Source organism: Vibrio sp. D401a, assembly GCF_030248515.1.
In the GTDB taxonomy this organism is placed as follows: Bacteria; Pseudomonadota; Gammaproteobacteria; order Enterobacterales; family Vibrionaceae; genus Vibrio; species Vibrio rotiferianus.
The window spans coordinates 18,934-40,249 of the sequence record NZ_JAHGAI010000042.1 but is presented as its reverse complement, the minus strand read 5'-3'; the positions used below and the strand labels follow the sequence as shown (position 1 = coordinate 40,249).

Genomic DNA, 21,316 nt, shown 5'->3' with positions numbered 1-21,316 from the left:
GAAACAATCGGGAATAAGTTAGAAGGAGCACATTAGTGCTCCTTTATTTCGTTGTGATGAAACAAAAAATGAGCGCCGTGTGCAAGCATTTGATTATATTTGGCTGATTAGTAAGCAGTTGAACAAAAAGCGCTTTTCTTTTCCTACAGTTGTGGCATATTGAAGTTGTCTCTTCGATGCGCGGGCATCGTATAATGGCTATTACCTCAGCCTTCCAAGCTGATGATGCGGGTTCGATTCCCGCTGCCCGCTCCAAATTCATCTAACCTCTGCTATTCAGCGTTTTCTTGTTCTCATATCTTTTTTTCGTACTCAAGATATACATAACCTCCATGTTTTAACTTCGATAATTTTCCGCAACCCTTACCATTTTCTCTCAAGAGCTCATTTACCGTTTGGTGTAATGTATTTAGGTGTGAGAATTGAAATTTAAATAATTGATTGCCTGGACCAATATCACGCTCTTAATAATAAACAGCGAACTCATTAATAAGACAGTTTTGTGGGCAGTTTTTTGCTCGCTGGTTAGTTATTGTGTTTCTCTGGGCAAAAAGTTGCCTGATGTTTGACGACATTATTGAAAACTCTGTTGCCAATATCTGGAATGTTTATTGCTTCAATATATTGCTCTTCAAATAAAATTAAATGGAGCATTGGACGTCTTGGTTGACATTGATATTTGTCTTCACTAATAGAACGAATTGATTGTACGTTTTTGGCTTTAAAGGTGACAGGAATGTCAGCAGTAACAAGGTTATTCGCTTTAAGTCTTTGGCTTTTTTGCACTATTGTAAATAGTGCTGAAGAAGGGAGTTATGATTTAAATAATCTCTCAGCAGTAGAGGCTTTTGAAAAAGGAAGGCTTTTAAGGGCGCAGTTTAAGAATATAGAAGGGCGTAGGTATCTTAAGTTCGCAGCAGAGCTCGGAAACCCTAATGCTGCGTATCTATACGCAATGGAATTAGCTTCATACAAAAGTACCATTAGAACCCCCCCGGAGAGTAAGCACTATTTGATGATTGCGGCTAAAAGTGGAAGTCGTAAAGCAATGCAGTTTCTTTATCAACATGCGAATTGGTTGGAAAAAGAAGAGCGTAATCTTTGGAAAAAGAATTATTACAACGCTGTCATTAACTTAGGTAGGGAAGAGCCTGATCAAGCCTTTTATGAGCTTGCTCTTTATCACAAGGGTAGTGATGCTGAACTCTCACAGTACTACCTAAGTCGCGCTGCCGCATTTAACCACCCTCATGCATTGATGGATTTAGCGAGCCAAATAGAAGCGGGAAAGGGCACATTCGTTTTACCAGGTAGCAGAGAAACTAATGCTCGGCACACTTATTTAAAAGCAGCAGAGACGGGATACTTACCAGCAATCTTAAACTACATCAAATACTTAGAGTCCGCTCAGATGTACGGAAAAGCATATGAGTGGCGAGTCAAAGCTATGGAAGCCGGCGATCTAACGTCCTTACCGATCCTTGCGTCAATACTCACTGATCAAAGCGAACCGTACGGATTTGTCGATTCTGATTTCGTTACAGCAAAGGCGTATTTAAGTGTTTATTTAGAGTCGGCAGGTAGAGACAAGTTACCTGCGTTATATTCAAATGTAGAAACGTTATTTTCTAATCTGTCTTTAGTTGTCAATGATACATATGACAATAAATTAATAATTCTCGAAAATAAGATAAAGTCTCATGCTCCTTTTTATAATCATGATACTTTTTGGGATTATTAACTAAAAGATTAATAAAAGTATGATCAGTATTACACCAACTAATTATGGAATAGAGATCATGTTTTTATTTATTTTTAGATAAAGTTTTCATGTTTCGTGAATAGAATGCCGCTTATTAATTCTAAGCGTAGATAACCAAAGCGCATTACAATATTGAGCTATTGCTTAATTAGACTTTCTTTCTATGGTTGTCTGCTTTGAATTAGAGGCTTATTAGATAGTGGAATTATGGCCTGCTATCAATATTAATTACAAAAGTATAAATAGAAAGTGCGCCTTGTTTTAACAGGGCGCACAGATAGTTTTTTATTTAAATTCATAGTCAGATCTTTATCGAACTGACATTTTTATCGACAACGATTGGCATAAGGTATCGGAGACTTCATATGTCTAAAGAAGGAAGTGTAGCTCCTAAAGAGCGGATTAATATTAAATATATTCCGGCTACAGGGGATGCACAGGCTGAAATTGAACTTCCTTTAAAAACGCTCGTAGTGGGTGATTTTAAAGGACATCCAGAAGAAACACCGCTTGAAGAGCGTTCAGCAGTACGAGTTGATAAAAACAACTTTGAATCTGTAATGCGTGAAAGCGAGCTGCATATTTCTACAACAGTAAAAAACAAGCTCGTAGATGATGAAAACGCTGACCTCCCAGTTGAGCTGAACTTCAAATCTCTAGCGGACTTCTCACCAGATGCAGTGGCATCACAAGTACCTGAATTAAAAAAACTAATTGAGTTACGTGAAGCATTGGTTGCGCTAAAAGGTCCTCTTGGCAATATTCCAGCTTTCCGTGATCGTCTTCAAACACTTCTGAATTCAGAAGAGTCTCGTGAAAAGCTTTTGGCTGAGTTGAACTTGGTCGGCGGCGAGAAAAAAGAAGAAGAGCCTCAAGCTTAATTGAACGATATTCGTTACTAATCAAAATTTAGGATTTACTTAATGTCTACAACTGAATCGGTATTGGAAACCCCCCAGTTAGCGGAAGGTAGCCTGCTAGACGAGATCATGCAGCAAACGCGCATTGCTCCTAGTGAAGATGGCTATGATATCGCTAAGAAAGGTGTTGCTGCATTTATTGAAAACTTACTGGGTTCTCCACAATCAGAAGAGCCAGTAAACAAATCTTTGGTTGACCAAATGTTGGTTGAACTGGACAAGAAAGTCAGCGCGCAGATGGATGAGATCCTTCACAACGCAGACTACCAGCAAATGGAATCTTCATGGCGTGGTCTTAAGTTATTCATTGATCGCACAGACTTCCGCGAGAATAACAAAGTGGAAATTCTGCACGTAACAAAAGATGAATTGCTAGAAGATTTTGAATTCGCTCCTGAAACATGTCAGGCGGGCTTGTACAAACATGTTTATTCGTCAGGTTATGGTCAGTTTGGTGGCGAACCAACAGGCGCGATTATCGGTAACTATGCATTTTCGCCATCAACACCTGATATGAAACTTTTACAGTACATGGGTGCATTGGGTGCAATGTCTCATGCTCCATTCATCTCGAGTGTTGGCCCTGAGTTCTTTGGTATTGATTCGTTTGAAGAATTACCAAACATCAAAGATTTGAAGTCTACATTCGAAAGTCCGAAGTACACAAAATGGCGTTCTCTACGTGAGTCTGAAGACGCACGCTATTTAGGTTTGACAGCACCACGCTTCTTATTACGCGTTCCTTATGATCCAACAGAGAACCCGATCAAATCATTTAACTACACAGAAAATGTAAGCAGCTCTCACGAGCATTACCTGTGGGGTAATACTGCGTTTGCGTTTGCGACTCGCTTAACTGATAGCTTTGCGAAATACCGTTGGTGTCCAAACATCATTGGCCCACAAAGCGGTGGTGCCGTTGAAGATTTGCCTGTACACGTATTTGAATCAATGGGTGCGCTGCAAAGCAAGATTCCTACAGAAGTACTGATCACAGATCGCAAGGAATTTGAATTGGCAGAAGAGGGTTTTATCGCTCTTACTATGCGTAAAGGTAGTGATAACGCAGCATTCTTCTCTGCGAACTCAATTCAAAAACCAAAGATCTTCCCGAATACTAAGGAAGGTAAAGAAGCTGAGACCAACTACAAACTGGGTACTCAGCTTCCTTACATGATGATCATCAACCGTCTAGCGCATTACGTTAAGGTACTGCAACGTGAGCAAATTGGTGCATGGAAAGAGCGCCAAGACCTTGAGCGTGAACTAAACACTTGGATTAAGCAATATGTGGCTGACCAGGAGAACCCACCAGCAGACGTACGTAGTCGCCGCCCATTACGTGCAGCTCGTATTGAAGTTGCTGATGTTGAGGGGAACCCAGGTTGGTACCAAGTATCGCTTTCAGTTCGTCCTCACTTTAAATACATGGGTGCGAACTTCGAGCTTTCTTTGGTAGGTCGTCTAGATCAAGCTTGATTATGACGCACATAGCACCTGAAGAGAGTGCATTTGGTGTTGGCTTTTTTGAACGTTTGGAAGCCAACGCCAAACCGATGTCTTTGACCCAAGGGCCAGACGCATCAGATGTACTCGACTCAATTAAACGTAATGTATCAAACATTTTGAACTCTCGGATCGGTGGTTCTCAAAGTGCACCGGATCTGGGCTTAGTAGATTTTAACGATGCAACGCTCGAAACCTTAGATTTATCAGTTCGTATCAAGCTCGCGATTCAAAATTGTTTGGAGCGTTATGAGCCTCGCCTGACACATGTGGTCGTAAACGCAGAACAAGATACGTTCAATCCGTTAACTCTTAGGTTTCATATTATCGCGACGATTAATAGCGAAGCGTTACACGAAAAAGTCCAGTTCAGTCTGTTATTGGATCAAAACAGAAAATATCGAGTGTTTTAACCTTTATGACGCAAGACAAGTATTTCAGAGAAGAACTCGCGTTTCTAAAAGAGCAAGGGAAAGAGTTTACAGAAATCCACCCTCAGCTTTCACGCTTTCTTCATGGCCGAACAACAGATCCTGATGTTGAACGTTTGCTAGAGGGCTTTGCCTTTCTAACTGCACGCCTGCGTGAAAAAGTAGAAGACGAATTCCCAGAGCTTACTCATTCAATTATTAATATGCTTTGGCCTAACTACTTGCGTCCTATTCCTAGTATGAGCGTTGTCGCCTTCGCGCCAGATAAAAGCGTCAGCGAAAAGCAGGTAATAACTCGTGGCACTCAGTTGGATAGCAAGCCTGTATTTGGGACGCCTTGCCATTTTAAAACATGTCGAGATGTCGAGCTTTATCCACTTCAATGCGAAGATGTAAGCGCAGAGCACACTCGTGAAGCAACCACCATAAAGCTCTCTCTTGCTATGACAGGAGACATGACAGCAGGAGATGCCAAACTTGGCACGCTTCGCTTTTACTTAGGCGGAGACAAATACAGCTCTCAAACTTTGTATTTGTGGCTACACCATTACCTACAAAAAATGACCGTTGAAGTTGACGGTGTTGAGTTTGCACTACCTGCTGACGCATTTGCCACAGTCGGTTTTGATAGCGAGCAAGCACTGTTGCCTTACCCTAAAAATGTCTACGACGGCTACCGAATCTTACAAGAGTATTTATCTTTCCCCGAGGCATTCCACTTTTTCGACGTGAAAGGTCTTGCTAGCGCTTTACCAAAATCTGTTACGGGTGAATTTACGTTAAATATTCATTTTTCTAAAACGTTGCCAGCAGATACGCGAGTCAGAAAGGATAACTTCCAACTTTATTGCACTCCTATTATCAATTTATTTAGACATGACGCAGATCCGGTCGACTTAAACGGCCGTCGCACTGAGTACAGGATTTTCCCCTCTAGTCGCTATCCTGCGCATTATGAGATTTTCAGCGTTGACAGTGTAGTCGGTTGGCAAGATACAGAGTCCGAAGGCAGACGCATCAGAGGTGCAAAGCGAGTTTATGAGTCTTTCGAGAGCTTTCAACACGAAGTAGAACGTGTACGTAATCGCCAAGCTCTTTACTACCGTACGAGAGTGAAGGAAAGCATCCGAGGCGATGGATTTGATTCATTTATTTCGTTTATTCGAGGAGATGAAACATCTGCTGTCGGTGTTGATGAAGCGGTTTCAATTAAACTTACATGTACGAATCGCCTATTGCCACTAGAGCTAGGAGTGGGTGATATTTGTGTTGCAACCGATACTTCACCACCATTTGCGACATTCCAGAATATAACCGTCCCGTCGCAATCGCTTAGACCCGTTCTAGATGGCAGTTTGCTATGGACGCTGATTTCCAACTTGTCACTCAACTACCTGTCATTATTGTCGAAAGAGGCACTGAGCTGCGTCCTAAGAGCCTACGACTTTAGAGCGCTTGTTGATCGTCAGGCAGAACGAGTTGCTCGCATGCGTTTAGACGGAATCGTAAAAATCGAGTCTCATCCGGTCGACAAAATTCTAAGAGGTTTACCTGTTCGAGGGCTACAGTCGACTTTACATATTGACCAAAACGGATTTGGCTCGGAAGGAGACTTATTTTTGTTTGGCACGGTACTGAGTCACTTCTTTGCGCTCTACGCCAGCATTAACTCATTCCACGAACTCGTCGTGGTGAACGTCACGAACAAAGAGAGATACACATGGGGAACCCAGAGTGGAATGCAGCCGTTGATTTAGACGGTGAAGAATTTCACCCCCCAACGGGTGAGCTGTCAGCCAAAGTTAGAGAATACAGTTTCTATCAACTAGTTGAATTGTTGCAGAAACTCAATGATTTAAACCCAGAGTCAGAAGAATGGGAGCGACACTGCCGCCTCGTGTTTAGTGCAAACCCAAGTCTGGGGTTTTCGCCATGTGATGTAAAGGCGTTAGAAACACGACACGATGAAAGGCAAGTGCTTTTAACCAACTTTTTTGGACTTTCCGGAGCTCAATCGCCTTTACCGAGCTTTATTTTGGAGCAGTTAGCAACGGAAGAAGCTGGTGGGTTTAAACAGCCATTTTTAGACTTTTTTAATAACCGCTTGATCAACCTCGTTTATCGAGTGTGGCGAAAGTACCGTTATTACGTTCGCTTTCAAGCGGGAGCACAGGACCAGTTCTCTGCACAGCTATTCGCCTTGGTAGGACTAGGTGATCCTGACCTTCGAGGTGAAACACCGATTAACTGGTGCAAAATGTTGGCGTATGCAGGCACGCTGGCTGGTCGAAGTCGCTCACCACAGGTTGTGGCAGGCATCATCGCCCATTGTTTCGACTTAGAAGATGTCACTATCAGGCAATGGGTGAGAAGACGGGTGCTTATTGATAAAAGTCAGCAATTAGGTTTAGGCGTGCAGAATGCGAGCCTTGGCATTGATTCAATCATTGGTGAATCGGTTGTTGATTGTAGTGGCAAGTTTGTCATTTGTATCGGTAATTTAACGCAGGAACGCTTCGCAGACTTCTTGCCATCTGGGAAAGAGCATCAGCCACTGTGTAAGTTGGTCGAGTTTATTTTACGAGAGCAGATGGCCTATGACGTTGAACTGACGATGAAAGAGAGTGAAGCCCCTGATTTTTGTTTACATCCAGAACAAGGTGTCGCACTGGGTTGGACCTCGTTCCTTGGAAGCGACACAACGAATAAAAACGTATTGATTCAGGTAAGGCAATAACCATGAATAAACCAAAACTGCCATCTTTGACTTTATTAGTAACAAACGCGCAGCGTTTGGAATCTGGTTTGTCGGCTCAGCATACATGGAAGGAAACTGGCGGGATTATCGGCGCGGCGACGACATCAGAGTGGCGACTCACCGACTCGGATGGACAAGTAAGCTCAGAGCATTGTGAAGTGGTTGTACTCGATGGAGCGTATTGCCTAAAAGATATTTGCGGGAGCACGTACGTCAACGGTGCTCACTTACCGCTAGGGAAAGGCCAGTTAGCTCGCCTGAATCATAAAGACGAAGTTTCCATTGGGCCGTATCAATTGCGCATCCTATTTGGTAACGCTAATGAAGTCGAGGAACAGCATGGCTCATTGGACGCGCTGTTTACCTCACAAGACGAAGATCTACTTTCTGATTTGGCATACGAAGAAGAGCCTGAACTGGAAAGTGAAGGTATCGATGCTGACCCACTAAACGCGCTTGATGAATTAATGGGCTCTCAAGAAGCCAACGAAAACAGGTTAATTGAACCAGATCCTGAGCCAAGAGAATTACCCAAGCAATCATTAGTGCCGGATGAGGATTTGGGATTACATGAAGTTGCGTTTACCCCACAAGCGGATAGTGAGTATGAAATGACATCATCTATTCGTCTCAAGAAAATTTTAGGTTTTGGTTTTAACAAATTGAAACCCTCGAATAAAGAAGAGCGAACCAACGTTTCTCAATCTGTGGCACAGCCCACCCAACTAAATAACAACGATAGCAACGTATCAGAAGGTTTCACAATGGATGAAAAAGTACTGGATCTGTTAGAAGAGGAAGTGGCAAAGAGCATCCAGCCACAGACAGAGACATTTAACCATAGTAATACACAAACTAACCACCTTATAACGGGCCCAATGCTTGACGGTTTAGGGGTGGATTTGAGTGATGAAGACAATATGGCTCGAATGCATTTATTGTCACAAGAAATGGGTGAATCTCTTCAAGCATGTGTGCGCGGCTTACTTGATTTGCATCAACAGGTGAGCGAGGGGCGCTTCGGAACGCTAAACCGAAACCTTCAACCTATCGAAGATAACCCACTGCGCCTAGGACTGTCATATGAAGAAACGGTTAAAACTCTTTATGACGCAGACAAAAGTTTGGTGCACTTATCAGCACCTGCGGCGATAGCAGAAAGCCTCAAAACGGTGCGCGATCACAACGAAGCAATGCAGCATGCAACCGCAGACGCGTTGAGTCAGATTTTAACTGCGTTCTCTCCGGAGGTGATGCTACGTCGCTTTCATCACTACAAACGCACCACTGATACGACGCAAACAACAAGTGATGAGTGGGCTTGGAAGATGTATTGCAACTACTACCGCGAATTAACTTCCAACCGCCAGAGAGGGTTCGAGAAACTGTTCTGGGAAATCTTTGAGCAGTCATACGACCGAAAAATTCGAGAAAAGCAACGGGAGCTATAGCCGTGATAAGAGTGCTATGGATGTTGTGCTCATTACTGATGCTGACCGCATGCAGTAGCGCGCCGGAACCTTATGAACCCGCGAAAGCACAAACAAAATTGACGTTCAGTTTGGTCAGTGATGATTTGGTCAACCCCAACATTTGGGGTGAATCATCACCAGTAGAGATTCAGGTATTCGAATTAAAAGACGATTCGATGTTTATGTCAGCGGACTATGACCAGCTAAAAAAAGACTACAAAACAGCGCTTCGAAGTAACTTCGTCAAAATTTACGACTACGTGTTGCTACCTGAACAGTTCAAATTCATCGATGCTTTTGAAGTCGACGAAGAAACCAACTACATCGGAGTGATGGCCCATTTTGCTGAACCAGAGCTCAGTGAATGGAAAAAAGCCGTCAAAATACTGAATAAGGGCAGGGAATACCACTTGCTCATGATGTTTAAAGATTACAACGTAAAATTGGACAGGGTGGAATAGCATACGATGTTTGCGCGTAACCGAGTGATCTGGAATGAGGGCTTGTTCATTAAGCCTCAGCACTTCCAGCAACAACAGAGATATACAGAGTACTGCATCGATGAGCGTCTAGGCTCCGTTAGTCGTTACTTATACGGTGTTTCCGAGTTGTCATTAAACCCTGAGTACTTATCGTTTGGTCGTATTGCAATTGAGCGAGCTGTTGGGGTGATGCCTGATGGTACAGTCTTCCGTATTCCTCAAGAAGACCATATGCCCGACGCTCTAGAAGTTGATGATGCGTCGCTCGCGAACCAAATCGTTTACCTTGCCGTCCCTTTACGTAGTGAATCCTTGATGGAGATAAACTGGCCGGAAGAGCGAGGCACAGGACGTTATGTGAGTCGTCGCCAAGAAGTTCGTGATGTGCACAGCGTACAAGGTGACACCACTACAGTAGAGGTATCACCGATTCGTATGCAGATCATGTTAGAGCGAGAAGACAGAAGCTCTTACGCATCAATCGCTATTGGCCGTATTTTAGAGAAACGCCCAGACGGAAGTGTGGTATTGGATCCAGACTTTATCCCGTGCCACTTGAATGTGGTTGGTATGTCCTCATTGCATCGTTTCATCAACGAAATGTCGGGATTGATGAGGGAACGAGCAAAAAACATCGCACAACGCATTAGCTCACCGTCTCAAGGCGGCGTTGCAGATGTGTCCGATTTCATGCTGTTGCAGGCGCTTAACCGATTACAACCTCAGATGAAACATCTAGCGGAGCTTAGAAGTTTGCATCCAGAGCGGTTGTTTGAGTGTCTTTCAACCGTATGTGGTGAGCTTGCTACATTTACAGATGAAAGTCGATTGCCACCAAGCTTGCCAAGTTACAGTCACGATTTACCGAGTCAATCATTTCAACCATTGATTCGAAACTTACGTCAGAGTTTGAGTGTTGTATTGGAACCAAGAGCGGTCTCAATCCAACTAGAAAAACGCAAGTACGGATTAATGGTTGCACCGATCCACGATCCTCAATTGATGGAAAGTGCGGAGTTCATTATTGCTGTCAAAGCAAGAATGCCACTAGACGAGTTACGCCGTTTGTTCACGCAGCAAACCAAAGTGTCTTCAGTGGAGAAGATCCGCGAGCTGATCTCACTTCAGCTTCAGGGTATTCCGCTAACGTCACTACCGGTCGCTCCTCGCCAGCTTCCATATCACGCGGGTTATACATATTACCAGCTGGACAAAACAAGCCCTGCGTGGTCAATGCTGAACCATTCTAGTGGTTTTGCGTTCCATGTAGCTGGTGCATTTGAAGATCTAGACCTTCAGTTCTGGGCGATCAGGAGTTAAACATGGAGCCAACCAAAAAAGACTCCCCATTGTCGAGCTTACTGTTTGACGATGTGGAAAAAATCAACCACGACCAAGACTACTGGTTTCAACTTCGTGGCGACAACCCAAACCCTTTGATCGATGCAGCCACACCCTTGTTTGGCCTTTCGCTACGAGTTCGCTCACTTACTGAGTGTGAAAATATCGACCTCATTTATCGTCAAACAGTCGAAGAAATCAAAACGATAGAAATCGAGCTGTCAGAGCAAGGCTATGAGCATGCCATCTTAATGGCGTATCGCTACATTTTGTGTGCATGTCTGGATGAGTCTGTAATGGGCACTGAGTGGGGAGCGTCAAGCGTATGGGCAGAGCATTCGATGCTATCGCGCTTTCATAATGAAACCTGGGGTGGTGAAAAAGTATTTACCATTCTAAATCGTTTAGAGGGCGAGCCGGAGCGATACAAATCTTTACTCGAGTTTATCTATCACTGCTTGATTTTGGGCTTTGAAGGAAAATACCGCGTTATGGAAGGTGGTCATGCAGAGCGCGAAAAGGTGATTACACGTCTGCACGATATTCTGAGTAGCTTTGACGAACGTGAACCTCAAGCTCTTACTAGCGCGACTGAACATGTCGTTCGTGCCAAATATAAGTTAAGTCGACAAATTCCGGTTTGGTCGGTGTTCCTAGGGTTCGTCGTTCTCTGGGCTGGGCTGTTTTTGGGGTACACATACGTACTGCATAACAAATCAAGCGACGTTTTAAATCAATTAAATCAAATACTTTAATAATAATTAGGCTAGGTGGTACGTTGTGATCCGTATAGAATTACCAACTCTTATCTCAAAACTTAACGCTCAAAGTAAATTAGCTTTAGAGCAAGCGGCTTCGATTTGTATTGAACGCCAACATCCAGAAGTGACACTAGAGCACTATTTAGATGTGCTTCTAGATAACCCACTATCGGATGTTCGCCTAATTCTGAAACAAGCTGGGTTGGAAGTAGAAACGGTAAAGCAAGCAATTGTCGAGACGTACAGTCGCGAGCAAGTGCTTGATACTTATCCTGCATTTTCCCCACTACTCGTTGAGTTGCTTCAAGAAGCATGGCTTCTCTCAACCACAGAGCTAGAACAAAATGAGTTACGCTCTGGTGCAGTATTTCTTGCTGCACTAACTCGAGTTGACCGTTATCTTCCTTTCAAACTGATTGCTCTTTTCGAAGGCATCAACCGAGAAAGCTTAAAGAAAAACTTCGCGTTAATATTAAACGAATCAGCAGAAACTGCCGTTGAGAACAAAAGTGAGCAGCGTCAATCACCACTTCAAAATGCTGCAGAAACGCCACTTGGTAAATTCTGTACCAACGTAACAGAGCAAGCACGTCAGGGTGAACTTGACCCAGTATTGTGTCGTGAAAACGAACTAAATCTGATGATTGATATCCTCTGCCGCCGTCGCAAAAATAACCCTATTGTTGTCGGCGATGCGGGGGTTGGTAAAAGTGCTATGATCGAAGGTCTAGCCTTACGCGTGGTTGCTGGTAATGTGCCGACTCAACTACAAAACGTAGAGTTATATTCATTAGATTTGGGCCGATTGCAAGCGGGTGCTTCGGTTAAAGGTGAATTTGAAAAACGCCTTAAAGGTGTTATCGATGCCATTAAGGACTCGCCAAAGCCAATCATTCTATTTATCGATGAAGCGCATACACTTATCGGTTCAGGTAACCAAGAAGGTGGTAGTGATGCCGCTAACCTTCTCAAGCCTGCGCTAGCACGTGGTGAGCTAAGCACTGTTGCCGCCACAACTTGGAAAGAATACAAAAAATACTTTGAAAAAGATCCTGCGCTAACTCGCCGATTCCAGCTCGTAAAACTCGATGAGCCTAGTATCGAACAGGCCGTTGATATTTTACGTGGTCTAAATGGTGTGTATGAGAAAGCACACAATGTATTAATCACTGATGACGCTTTGAAAGCAGCGGCGGAACTGTCTGCTCGCTACATCTCAGGACGTCAACTTCCAGATAAAGCGATTGATGTGCTCGATACTGCCTGTGCACGTATTGCGATCAACATGACAACGCCGCCTAAACGTTTAGCGATGCTAGAAACACTTTGTCACCAGCGCCAGCTTGAAATTGATATGTTGGAGCGTGCCCAGTACCTTGGGCAGACTGTCGATGTAGAGCGCCTTGATGTTCTTCGCACGCAAGAAATGGTAGATGAAGCAGAAAAAGCTGAACTCACAGAAAGCTGGCAGCACCAAAAAGAACTGGTGGAATCGATCATCGAGTTACGTGCTGAACTCATGTCCCTGAGCAAAGCAGAGGAACAAGACGCGGAAAAAACCGAGCATGTTTACACTGAGCTGCAAGAGAAATACGGTGAACTGGACGCGATTGCACATGATCAACGTTTGATGTATCCCCAAGTTGATTCAGACCAAATCGCAGAGGTTATCGCCGATTGGACTGGTGTGCCGGTTGATCAGATGAATACTAATGAGCTGAACAAGATCACTCACCTTACAGCAACACTAGGAGAGGCGATCAAAGGGCAAGATATCGCAATTGAGCGCATTCATCGCCACTTGCTAACCGCTCGTGCTGATTTACGTCGCCCTGGCAGACCAAAAGGCGCTTTCTTACTTGTTGGTCCAAGTGGTGTTGGTAAAACAGAAACCGTTGTTCAGCTAGCCGAGCAGTTATATGGTGGTAAGCAGTTCTTAACAACGATCAATATGTCGGAGTATCAAGAGAAACACACTGTATCTCGCCTAATTGGTTCACCTCCAGGTTACGTTGGTTACGGTGAAGGTGGTGTATTAACCGAAGCCATCCGTAAAATGCCTTACTCAGTTGTCCTTTTGGATGAAGTAGAAAAAGCACACCCAGAAGTATTAAACATCTTCTATCAAGGCTTTGATAAAGGTGAACTTGCCGATGGTGAAGGCCGCTTGATCGACTGTCAAAATATCGTGTTTTTCCTAACCTCTAACCTTGGTTACCAAACCATAGTGGATTACGCAGAAGACAAAGAAAAACTCGATGATGCGCTATATCCAGAACTGGCAGCATTCTTCAAGCCTGCACTATTAGCTCGTATGGAAGTGATTCCTTACCTTCCGTTAGGTAAAGAAGTACTTGATCAAATTGTTCGCGGCAAGCTAACACGCCTAGAGAAGCTATTTAAGTCTCGCTACAACGCAGAGATGGAAATAGGTGAAGGTCTAATTGACGAAATTCTAAGCCGAGCAACTCGTAGCGAAAATGGTGCTCGTATGCTTGAGGCCATCATCGAAGGTCAGCTATTACCACCAGTATCGCTTGCTCTCCTTAATAAGCTAGCCGAAAGAGAGCCGATTCATCGCATTCGCCTTGCCGCATCGGATGGCGAGTTTATCGGGGAGGTAGAGTAACCATGAGTCAATGGTTGGCGTTTGCTACCGAATTGGTGGGGATAAGAAAACCCCACCTGCTCGCGTTGCGTTTTGTCGATTTGCTTAATAAAGGCATGAAACTAAGGGACAGTTTTTTATTGTTACCGTCGTCAGATGGTCGCAATTTGGTTCCGCATGACTCTCAGCGCCAATACGCATGGTCAGTAACTGATTTCGATGCCCCATTTGCACATGTTCTGCAATCACTTAAAACGATGCACCTTACCGCAGAAGACTTGATTTTCTGGCGTTCAAACCGAGCGTTCTCTGAACTGGTCGAGAACGTTGGAATGTTTGATTCAGTTTGTGTGCAGCCTTTGCCAATGGGTGATAGACAAGTCCATTCGATACTGCTGATGATTGGAGAAAACCACACGGTCTCAAACGTACTTAAAGACACGGGCTTCATAAGGTTTGTTGATGTGTTTGCGCAGCAATGGAAATTGCTCACGGAAATGGAACGTGAAGAGCAAACTCGTATGGAAATGAAAGAGTCGCTTTATGATATACAACGCGACTCAGCGCAACGAATGATGGCAAATAGCTTGGCAACCACGTTAATCGGGGAAAGTGCGGCAATGCAAAAGTTGAGAGAGCAAATCGTATCTGCAGCAAACTCTCAGCTTTCCATAATGGTTCAAGGTGAAACAGGGACAGGGAAAGAACTTGTTGCTGCCGCTGTTCATGAGCTTTCATCTCGTCAGTCTGCACCAATGGTCGCTGTTAACTGTGCCGCCATCCCTGAACATCTCCTAGAGAGTGAGTTGTTTGGTTACTGTAAAGGTGCATTCTCCGGTGCAGATACCGATAAGCAAGGTCTCATCGCACAAGCAGACGGAGGCACATTATTTCTTGATGAAATTGGTGACATGCCCCTGACGCTTCAAGCAAAGTTACTTCGCGTACTCGAAACTCGAACATTTCGCCCTCTTGGTGGAAAGCAAGAGCAGAGCTCCGATTTTCGATTGGTTTCAGCAACACATGTCAATTTGATCGAGCAGGTAAGAAAGAAAACCTTCCGACAAGACTTGTATTATCGACTGTTCCAGTACCCGATTTCATTGCCTAACTTGTCAGTTAGATTAGACGATTTGGCTTTGCTATGTAGTCACTTTGTACGCATGTTTAACCAGCAACACGGCACAAGCATTCGTGGGCTCAACTATCGAGCACTGGATTGTTTAAAACAGTATGATTTTCCGGGCAATGTCCGTGAGCTAAAGCATCTGGTGGAGTTTGGTTGTGCACAAACACTAGATGGAACAGAAATCGAAGCGGGTTGCTTTGTTCACCGTTTAAACTTAATGCGTAATCTTGAACCCGTTGCTGAATCGGACTCTGCCTCTGTTCCGGAGCAAGTACTTTCTATTGAAGAACAAAGTTATACGCCTAACTTTGCGGTTATTGATGACTTGAAGCAAGCCATCAACGACTTTGAAGCCACCGTTATTACCGAAAGGTTAACGCGTTTCTCTGGTGATCGTGCCAAGGCAGCAAAAAGCCTAGGCATTCCAAAACGGACGCTGGCGTACAAGTGTCAAAAACTGGAGATCAAAGCATGAAACAGTGCCTTGTAGCAGTAATTGTTGCATCCAGTTGCCTTAGCGTTAGCTCGGACAGTTTCGCAAATCAAACCGAGACATTGGTAGAGCAGGCGAATCAGTGCCGAGAGATACCAGCGCGCCTAGACCGCCTTGCATGTTTTGACGGTGTCTTCGCGACGCCATTAGAAGAGCATACTACCCCCGTTGCTGATAACCCTTACCCTTCTGAGTGGAATCGGGCGATCGAGGCTCGTGATGGTCTAGAGCCCGGAGAGGGGTGGGCCTTAGTTGTTGAAGGTGAAGGCAAAGATGGGAGTGCTTGGGTCGCTTTACCTGCTCAAAATACCACGTTTGCAGAGCAAGACGCGCCAGTGCTTCTGCTCAGTTGCATCAACAACTTGAGCCGTGTTGAATTAGCGTTGCCTCAAGAAGCGGCCGATGCTCGTATCCAAGTTTCTGTTCGTGGAGCGATGCAATATTGGCGTAGTGATGACTATGGCGTGTTGTTTTCGTCGGCGCGGGGGTTACCTGCAATCGACATGATGAAGCGCATTGGGAATGACTCATATCTGACGCTGCGCTCCAATTCAGATCTCGCTGATGGCCTTCAGTTTAACACTCGTGACTTAAAGCATGGCCTTCGAGCGTTACGCGAACGTTGTGGTTGGTAGGAGGACAAATGGAAATTACCGAATACCGCCAATGTATCGCTAAACCGATCAGTAATGATAGCCCGGTAGGCGAACGACTTGTCGATCATCCCCTTTTTGACTTTGTCGAAGATCAGATGATGAAAGTTGGCTCGCTTGCACATGCATCGGTCCAGTGGGATGAAGTTGAGCACAGCACGCTGAAGCTTCTTGGAGAGCAGAGCAAAGATATTAAACTGCTCGTTTATTTACTCCAGTGTTTACACAATCAAGTCACGCCAATGCGCCTTATTACGTCGTTTGAAGTAATGGGGGAGTTTATAAGTCACTATTGGAACGAGAGCTTTCCAGCACCGGGACCAAGGGGGAACTTACCAAGGAGAAAGTTTTTCAGCCAAATGGCCCAACGCTTTACTTTAGTGATTGATAAGTTTGACTTCTCCACGTTAGACGAAACAGATCGCCAAGCGTTACAAAAAGCCGTAGCAGAATGGCAAGAGGCGATTGAGAAACTGGAACTTACCTCAGAGCTAGTCGACTCTGTCGTGGTTCGAGTGAAAGGAGAGCTTTCTCGTGCTGAAGAAAGCCAACGAGTAACGGAACAAAGTGCGCAGAGTGAGGCGAAAACCGAGCAAGTTGCACCGGCATCTGTCACTCCATCATCTTCTAGTGTTGTGGTGGATCACTCAAGCGATAAAGCGGCTAAACAAACACTGTTGAAAGTGGCTGATTTCCTTTCCGAACAGGATTACGGAATTGCGTTGGCGATTCGACTTAGACGTTTCGCCGTATGGGGCAGTATTTCTTCATTACCAGATCATAAACAAGATGGCGAAACCATGCTTCGTGGGATGCAGGTTGATCGAGTAAAAGACTATCAAGATCAGCTTCGTCACCCAGACCTTGCTCTATGGCGAAAAGTAGAACAAAGCCTGACGCTTGCTCCCTACTGGTTTGAGGGTCAACTCATGAGCCATACCATTGCCAAACAGTTAGGTAAAGAAGACTGGTGCAAAGCCATAGTGGAAGAAACGCAAAACTTTCTCAATCGCATGCCTTCTTTATTCGAACTGAAGTTTAAAGGTGGTGAACCATTCGTTTCAGAAAGTGTGAAAGAGTGGTTAATCAACGTTGGTCAAGCTGACGGCTCATCAGGTCAGTCTGTTGGGGGAGATTGGCAGGAAAAACGTAAAGAAGCGTTTCAGTTGGCAAAAGAAGGTGGCATCGCCGTCGCGCTTTCCATGTTGAATGATGGCCTAGTCAGCGCTGTCGAGCCAAGAGACCAGTTTTATTGGCGACTTTTGGCGGCTGATCTAATGCGCACCAACCATCTCGATGCAATGGCAAAAGAACAATATCAAACACTCAATAGTCAGATCGAAAATCTCACCGTTCCTGACTGGGAGCCGAGTTTGGTTGAACAAATACAAAGATATACAACGTCAGAGTAAACAAGGACACAATTCATGTGGAAATTTATTGTCGGAATAGTAAAACGGCTTAAACCTGGGCTTGCTGCGGCAATGCCTATTTTGCTATTCACAACGTTCATATTATTGAACGTTGCCATTTGGTGGGCAGGACCATGGTTAGTTATTGCGGAGCAAAGGCCGCTGGAGTCCATTACGGCTCGCGCTGTTGCTAGTAGCTTGTTTACTCTAGGCGCATTAGCGATTTGGGGCGTCTGGCAGTGGCGTAAATTACAAGGATTTAAAGCGGAGCAAGTACGCGAAGAGAAACTGCGTCAAGATCCAATCAAAGTCTATGAAGAGCGCCAAGAAGTTGAGCTGAATCAGGTCATGGTAAACATGAAACAAAGCCTGAACAAGCACAACTACTTGTATGCATTACCTTGGTACCTTGTCCTCGGGTTAGAGAATGCCGGCAAAACAAGTTTGATCAACCGTTCGGGTCAAAATTTCGTATTCTCATCAGTAATGCGTGCTTCGGGCCAGAAAAGCGAAAACCCTTACTCATTTGATTGGTGGGTAGGGGATGAATCGGTTTTGATCGACCCTGACGGAGAGTTGCTAACACAAGGTAACCGAAGCGAAGAAAACAACGGTGAGATGGAGCGTCGACTGTGGTTACACTTTGTTAATTGGTTAGAGCGTACGCGTAGTCGTCGACCGCTTAATGGTATTGTATTGGCATTAGATGTTTCGCATTTGGCGACCGCAACCGCATCAGAGCGTAAAGCATATGCAAATTTGTTGCGTGCCCGCTTACGTGAATTGATGGAGACATTATCGACTCGTTTACCAGTATACATCTCACTAACAAAACTCGATTTACTATACGGCTTTGAACCTTTCTTCAAGCATTACACAAAAGCGCAGCGAGAAGAGGTGCTCGGTTTTACTTTTTCAATGGATTCCGTTGATAACCTAGACTCTTGGTTGGAAGAATTTGTCTCTGAATACACGCAATTCGTTGAACGTATTAACGACATGTTGCCTCATACCGTATCTGCGCCAATGACATTGGAAGAGCGTAATGCTATTTACAGCTTTACGCGCCAGATCGCAGGCTTAAAAGACATACTAGAGCTCTTCTTCCAAGAAGCATTGGCAAGTGACCAGTTCTCGACCTCTGCTCTGGTTCGTGGTGCTTACTTTACGTCCGTGTATCAGCAAGGTGTCCCAAGCAATGCATTTGATGATGCAGCCTCGCGTCGTTACGGTTTATCTCATGCGATCAACACCGCGCAGAGAGCGAAAAACTCCACGGTATACTTCACCGAGAAACTGTTCACCCACATAATTTATCCAGAAGCTGGCTTGGCATCCGACAACTTCCGTGTGGCGAGAAACAAACGTCGTCTGCTTATGCTTTCTTTCGTTGCGTGTTCTATTGCGACGGTACTGCTAGTCGGTAACTGGCACCGTAACTACATGAGCAACGTTCAGCATGCGGATAAAGTGCTAGCCAAAGTTAACCAATATAAAGAGCAGTTTAGTGGTAACAAGAGTCTGAAATCGCAGCAAAATGTTCTAGATCCTCTTAATCAGATCCGTGAAGCCACACTTGAATTTGGTTTCTTCCGAGAAAAGCCTAAGTACATATCAGACTTTGGATTGTACCAAGGCCATACCATCGGGCCGAAAGTTGAGGAAACGTACCTAAATTTACTAGAGACTCGCTTACTGCCACTGTTGATGGCCGATGTTGTTGTAGATCTAAACCAAGCTCAAACCGACGAAGAGAAGTTGGCAGTACTTAGAGTCTATCGAATGCTAGTTGACAAGAGTGGCCGCTACCAAGATTACGTTCTCGACTACTTTGCCAAGTACTGGCAACAAGAGTTTTCAGGTCAGCGTAAAATTCAAGAAGACTTGCTAGGGCACCTCGAATACGCAATGCGTCATACTGACTTAGAGGCAGATCGCCTAAATGGTGACAAAGATGCTGAGTCGGTGATGAAGCCTTACGATAGAGTGATCGCACGAGCACAAACCGAGCTAAGCACAATGCCAAACGACCAGCGTGTTTACCGAAACTTGAAGTTAAGTGCTCAGACGCTACTAGGCCCAGCAGTCAACTTAAGAAGTCTTGTTGGCCCAGTGTTTGACGTGGTTTTTGAAGAACGCGTGATGAACAGTGAGAGCCTTTACATTCCGCAAATGCTGACGAAACGAGGCTTTGAAGATTTCTTCATGCCACAGTCTGAGTCGGTCTCAGAGTTGGCGCTGATTGACAGTTGGGTATTGGGGCAAACCAAAACCGCGCAATTTAGTGAAGCCGACAAACAAGCGCTTAGAGATAAGATTCGCAGCTTGTACGTAGCCGATTATACAAACACATGGCGTGCAGCGCTGAATGAAATTGATGTGAAGTATTTCAATGACATCAACGACGCAGTTATGGTGTTAGAAAATCTCACCAGCAACCTTGAGCCGATGCAGCGTCTATTGCGTACGCTGGACAATAACACCCAACTATTTACCACGTTACCGGCAGACGACGCAGCACAGAATGAGTTGTTGAAGAGTCCAAAATACAAAGTCGCATCCATGATCGAGACACCGTTTGCCGACCTTAATGGGATGCTCACTCAAGTGGATGGCCAGCCAGCATATATCAACGAAGTTCTGGCTTCCGTTGACGAGCTTAAAAGCTACTTAACGGCTATTAAAGATGCGCCAGATGTCGGAATGGCAGCCCTTGATGCTACCAAAGCACGAGTTAAGTTAATTAACGCAGACCCAATCTATACGTTGAAGCGAATCTCATCTGGTTTGCCTAAACCAATGGACAGCATGTTTGCGAAATTGGCAGATGAAAGTTGGTATGTTGTGAAGCAAGAGGCGATTAAGCACTTGGAAGTTCGCTGGACAGAAGATGTGTATGCGCCATTCCAGAGCAAACTGGCAGGGCGCTATCCATTTACGCAAGGTTCTAAGAAAGACGCGTCGCTACAAGATTTCGAATCTTTCTTTGCTCCTAACGGCACGCTGGATAGCTTTTACAACAACCAACTGAAAATGTTTATTGAAGAAAACATTACAGTGACAGCCGATGATTCTGCTCAATCGATCATTCGTAAAGAAGTGCTGGATCAGATCCAACAAGCCCAGAAAATTCGTGAAGCATTCTTCAACAGAAAAGGCATATTGGATGTGAACTTCTCGGTAGAACCGATGAGCCTAACCAACAATAAGCGTCGCAGTTTGCTTAATGTGGACGGGCAATTCCTTGCTTACAGTCACGGCCCGCGTGAAAGCGTAGAGCTGATCTGGCCTAACACACTGAGAGACTCTGCAGTATCGAAAGTGACTTTGATTCCAACCAAATCAAACATGTCACCTCGCAGTGTTCAGCTTCAAGGTCCGTGGGCGTTCTTCCGCCTGCTAGACAAAGCGTCGGTTGTTTCAGCAAGCCCAACCTCAGTCGACTTTAAGTTTGATGTTGATGGTGGTGAGATGATTTACCGCGTTAACTCAGAGGCAGATGCGAACCCATTCACTGAGCGTTTATTCAAATCGTTCAAGTTGTCTAAAACACTTTACTAACCCAAAGAGCCAGAGCGAGTGATTCGC

Annotated in this window: 15 protein-coding genes and 1 tRNA gene; all 16 read left to right on the top strand. The window is 44.7% G+C overall.

What is annotated here, in order from left to right:
* The first annotated feature begins 180 nt into the window (after positions 1-180).
* The 16 genes from KIV41_RS17210 to tssM all read left to right on the top strand — a co-directional run bounded on the left by KIV41_RS17210 (position 181) and on the right by tssM (position 21,289).
* Positions 181-255, top strand: a tRNA-Gly gene (locus KIV41_RS17210).
* Between the two features lie 481 nt (positions 256-736).
* A complete protein-coding gene (locus KIV41_RS17205) occupies positions 737-1,741 on the top strand; it encodes a sel1 repeat family protein (protein WP_285337097.1) in 1,005 nt (334 codons plus the stop codon).
* Positions 1,742-2,127: 386 nt separating this feature from the next.
* Positions 2,128-2,643: a type VI secretion system contractile sheath small subunit gene (gene tssB / locus KIV41_RS17200; RefSeq protein ID WP_252042580.1), complete on the top strand. Its 516-nt coding sequence runs from the start codon at positions 2,128-2,130 to the stop codon at positions 2,641-2,643.
* A 42-nt stretch (positions 2,644-2,685) separates the two neighbouring features.
* Positions 2,686-4,161, top strand: a complete 1,476-nt coding sequence (gene tssC / locus KIV41_RS17195) for a type VI secretion system contractile sheath large subunit (protein ID WP_010452458.1) — start codon at positions 2,686-2,688, stop codon at positions 4,159-4,161.
* Positions 4,162-4,163: 2 nt separating this feature from the next.
* The gene (gene tssE, locus KIV41_RS17190) at positions 4,164-4,601 is read left to right on the top strand and encodes a type VI secretion system baseplate subunit TssE (protein WP_010452457.1); all 438 of its coding nucleotides are present in this window, start codon (positions 4,164-4,166) and stop codon (positions 4,599-4,601) included.
* A 5-nt stretch (positions 4,602-4,606) separates the two neighbouring features.
* Complete coding sequence (tssF, locus tag KIV41_RS17185; protein ID WP_010452454.1) at positions 4,607-6,376, top strand: type VI secretion system baseplate subunit TssF; 1,770 nt, start codon at positions 4,607-4,609, stop codon at positions 6,374-6,376.
* The gene (tssG, locus tag KIV41_RS17180; protein WP_010452453.1) at positions 6,340-7,356 is read left to right on the top strand and encodes a type VI secretion system baseplate subunit TssG; all 1,017 of its coding nucleotides are present in this window, start codon (positions 6,340-6,342) and stop codon (positions 7,354-7,356) included. Before tssF ends, tssG begins: the two co-directional genes overlap by 37 nt.
* Before the next feature lie 2 nt (positions 7,357-7,358).
* The gene (tagH, locus tag KIV41_RS17175; RefSeq protein WP_071235876.1) at positions 7,359-8,828 is read left to right on the top strand and encodes a type VI secretion system-associated FHA domain protein TagH; all 1,470 of its coding nucleotides are present in this window, start codon (positions 7,359-7,361) and stop codon (positions 8,826-8,828) included.
* Between the two features lie 2 nt (positions 8,829-8,830).
* Complete coding sequence (tssJ, locus tag KIV41_RS17170) at positions 8,831-9,310, top strand: type VI secretion system lipoprotein TssJ (protein ID WP_029561125.1); 480 nt, start codon at positions 8,831-8,833, stop codon at positions 9,308-9,310.
* Between the two features lie 6 nt (positions 9,311-9,316).
* Positions 9,317-10,651 carry a type VI secretion system baseplate subunit TssK gene (gene tssK / locus KIV41_RS17165; protein ID WP_038887561.1) on the top strand — a complete coding sequence of 445 codons (1,335 nt, stop codon included), beginning with the start codon at positions 9,317-9,319 and terminating at the stop codon, positions 10,649-10,651.
* 2 nt (positions 10,652-10,653) lie between these two features.
* On the top strand, positions 10,654-11,427 hold the full coding sequence (gene icmH, locus KIV41_RS17160; protein ID WP_010452444.1) for a type IVB secretion system protein IcmH/DotU: 774 nt from the start codon (positions 10,654-10,656) through the stop codon (positions 11,425-11,427).
* Positions 11,428-11,452: 25 nt separating this feature from the next.
* Complete coding sequence (gene tssH, locus KIV41_RS17155; RefSeq protein WP_171359278.1) at positions 11,453-14,062, top strand: type VI secretion system ATPase TssH; 2,610 nt, start codon at positions 11,453-11,455, stop codon at positions 14,060-14,062.
* A gap of 2 nt (positions 14,063-14,064) precedes the next feature.
* Positions 14,065-15,645 (top strand): sigma-54-dependent Fis family transcriptional regulator, encoded by a 1,581-nt coding sequence (locus KIV41_RS17150; RefSeq protein WP_285337094.1) that lies wholly within the window; start codon positions 14,065-14,067, stop codon positions 15,643-15,645.
* Positions 15,642-16,298 (top strand): type VI secretion system-associated protein VasI, encoded by a 657-nt coding sequence (gene vasI, locus KIV41_RS17145; protein WP_252042586.1) that lies wholly within the window; start codon positions 15,642-15,644, stop codon positions 16,296-16,298. Before KIV41_RS17150 ends, vasI begins: the two co-directional genes overlap by 4 nt.
* A gap of 8 nt (positions 16,299-16,306) precedes the next feature.
* Positions 16,307-17,728 (top strand): type VI secretion system protein TssA, encoded by a 1,422-nt coding sequence (gene tssA / locus KIV41_RS17140; protein ID WP_038887552.1) that lies wholly within the window; start codon positions 16,307-16,309, stop codon positions 17,726-17,728.
* A 15-nt stretch (positions 17,729-17,743) separates the two neighbouring features.
* Positions 17,744-21,289: a type VI secretion system membrane subunit TssM gene (tssM, locus tag KIV41_RS17135; RefSeq protein WP_010452433.1), complete on the top strand. Its 3,546-nt coding sequence runs from the start codon at positions 17,744-17,746 to the stop codon at positions 21,287-21,289.
* Positions 21,290-21,316: the final 27 nt, after the last annotated feature.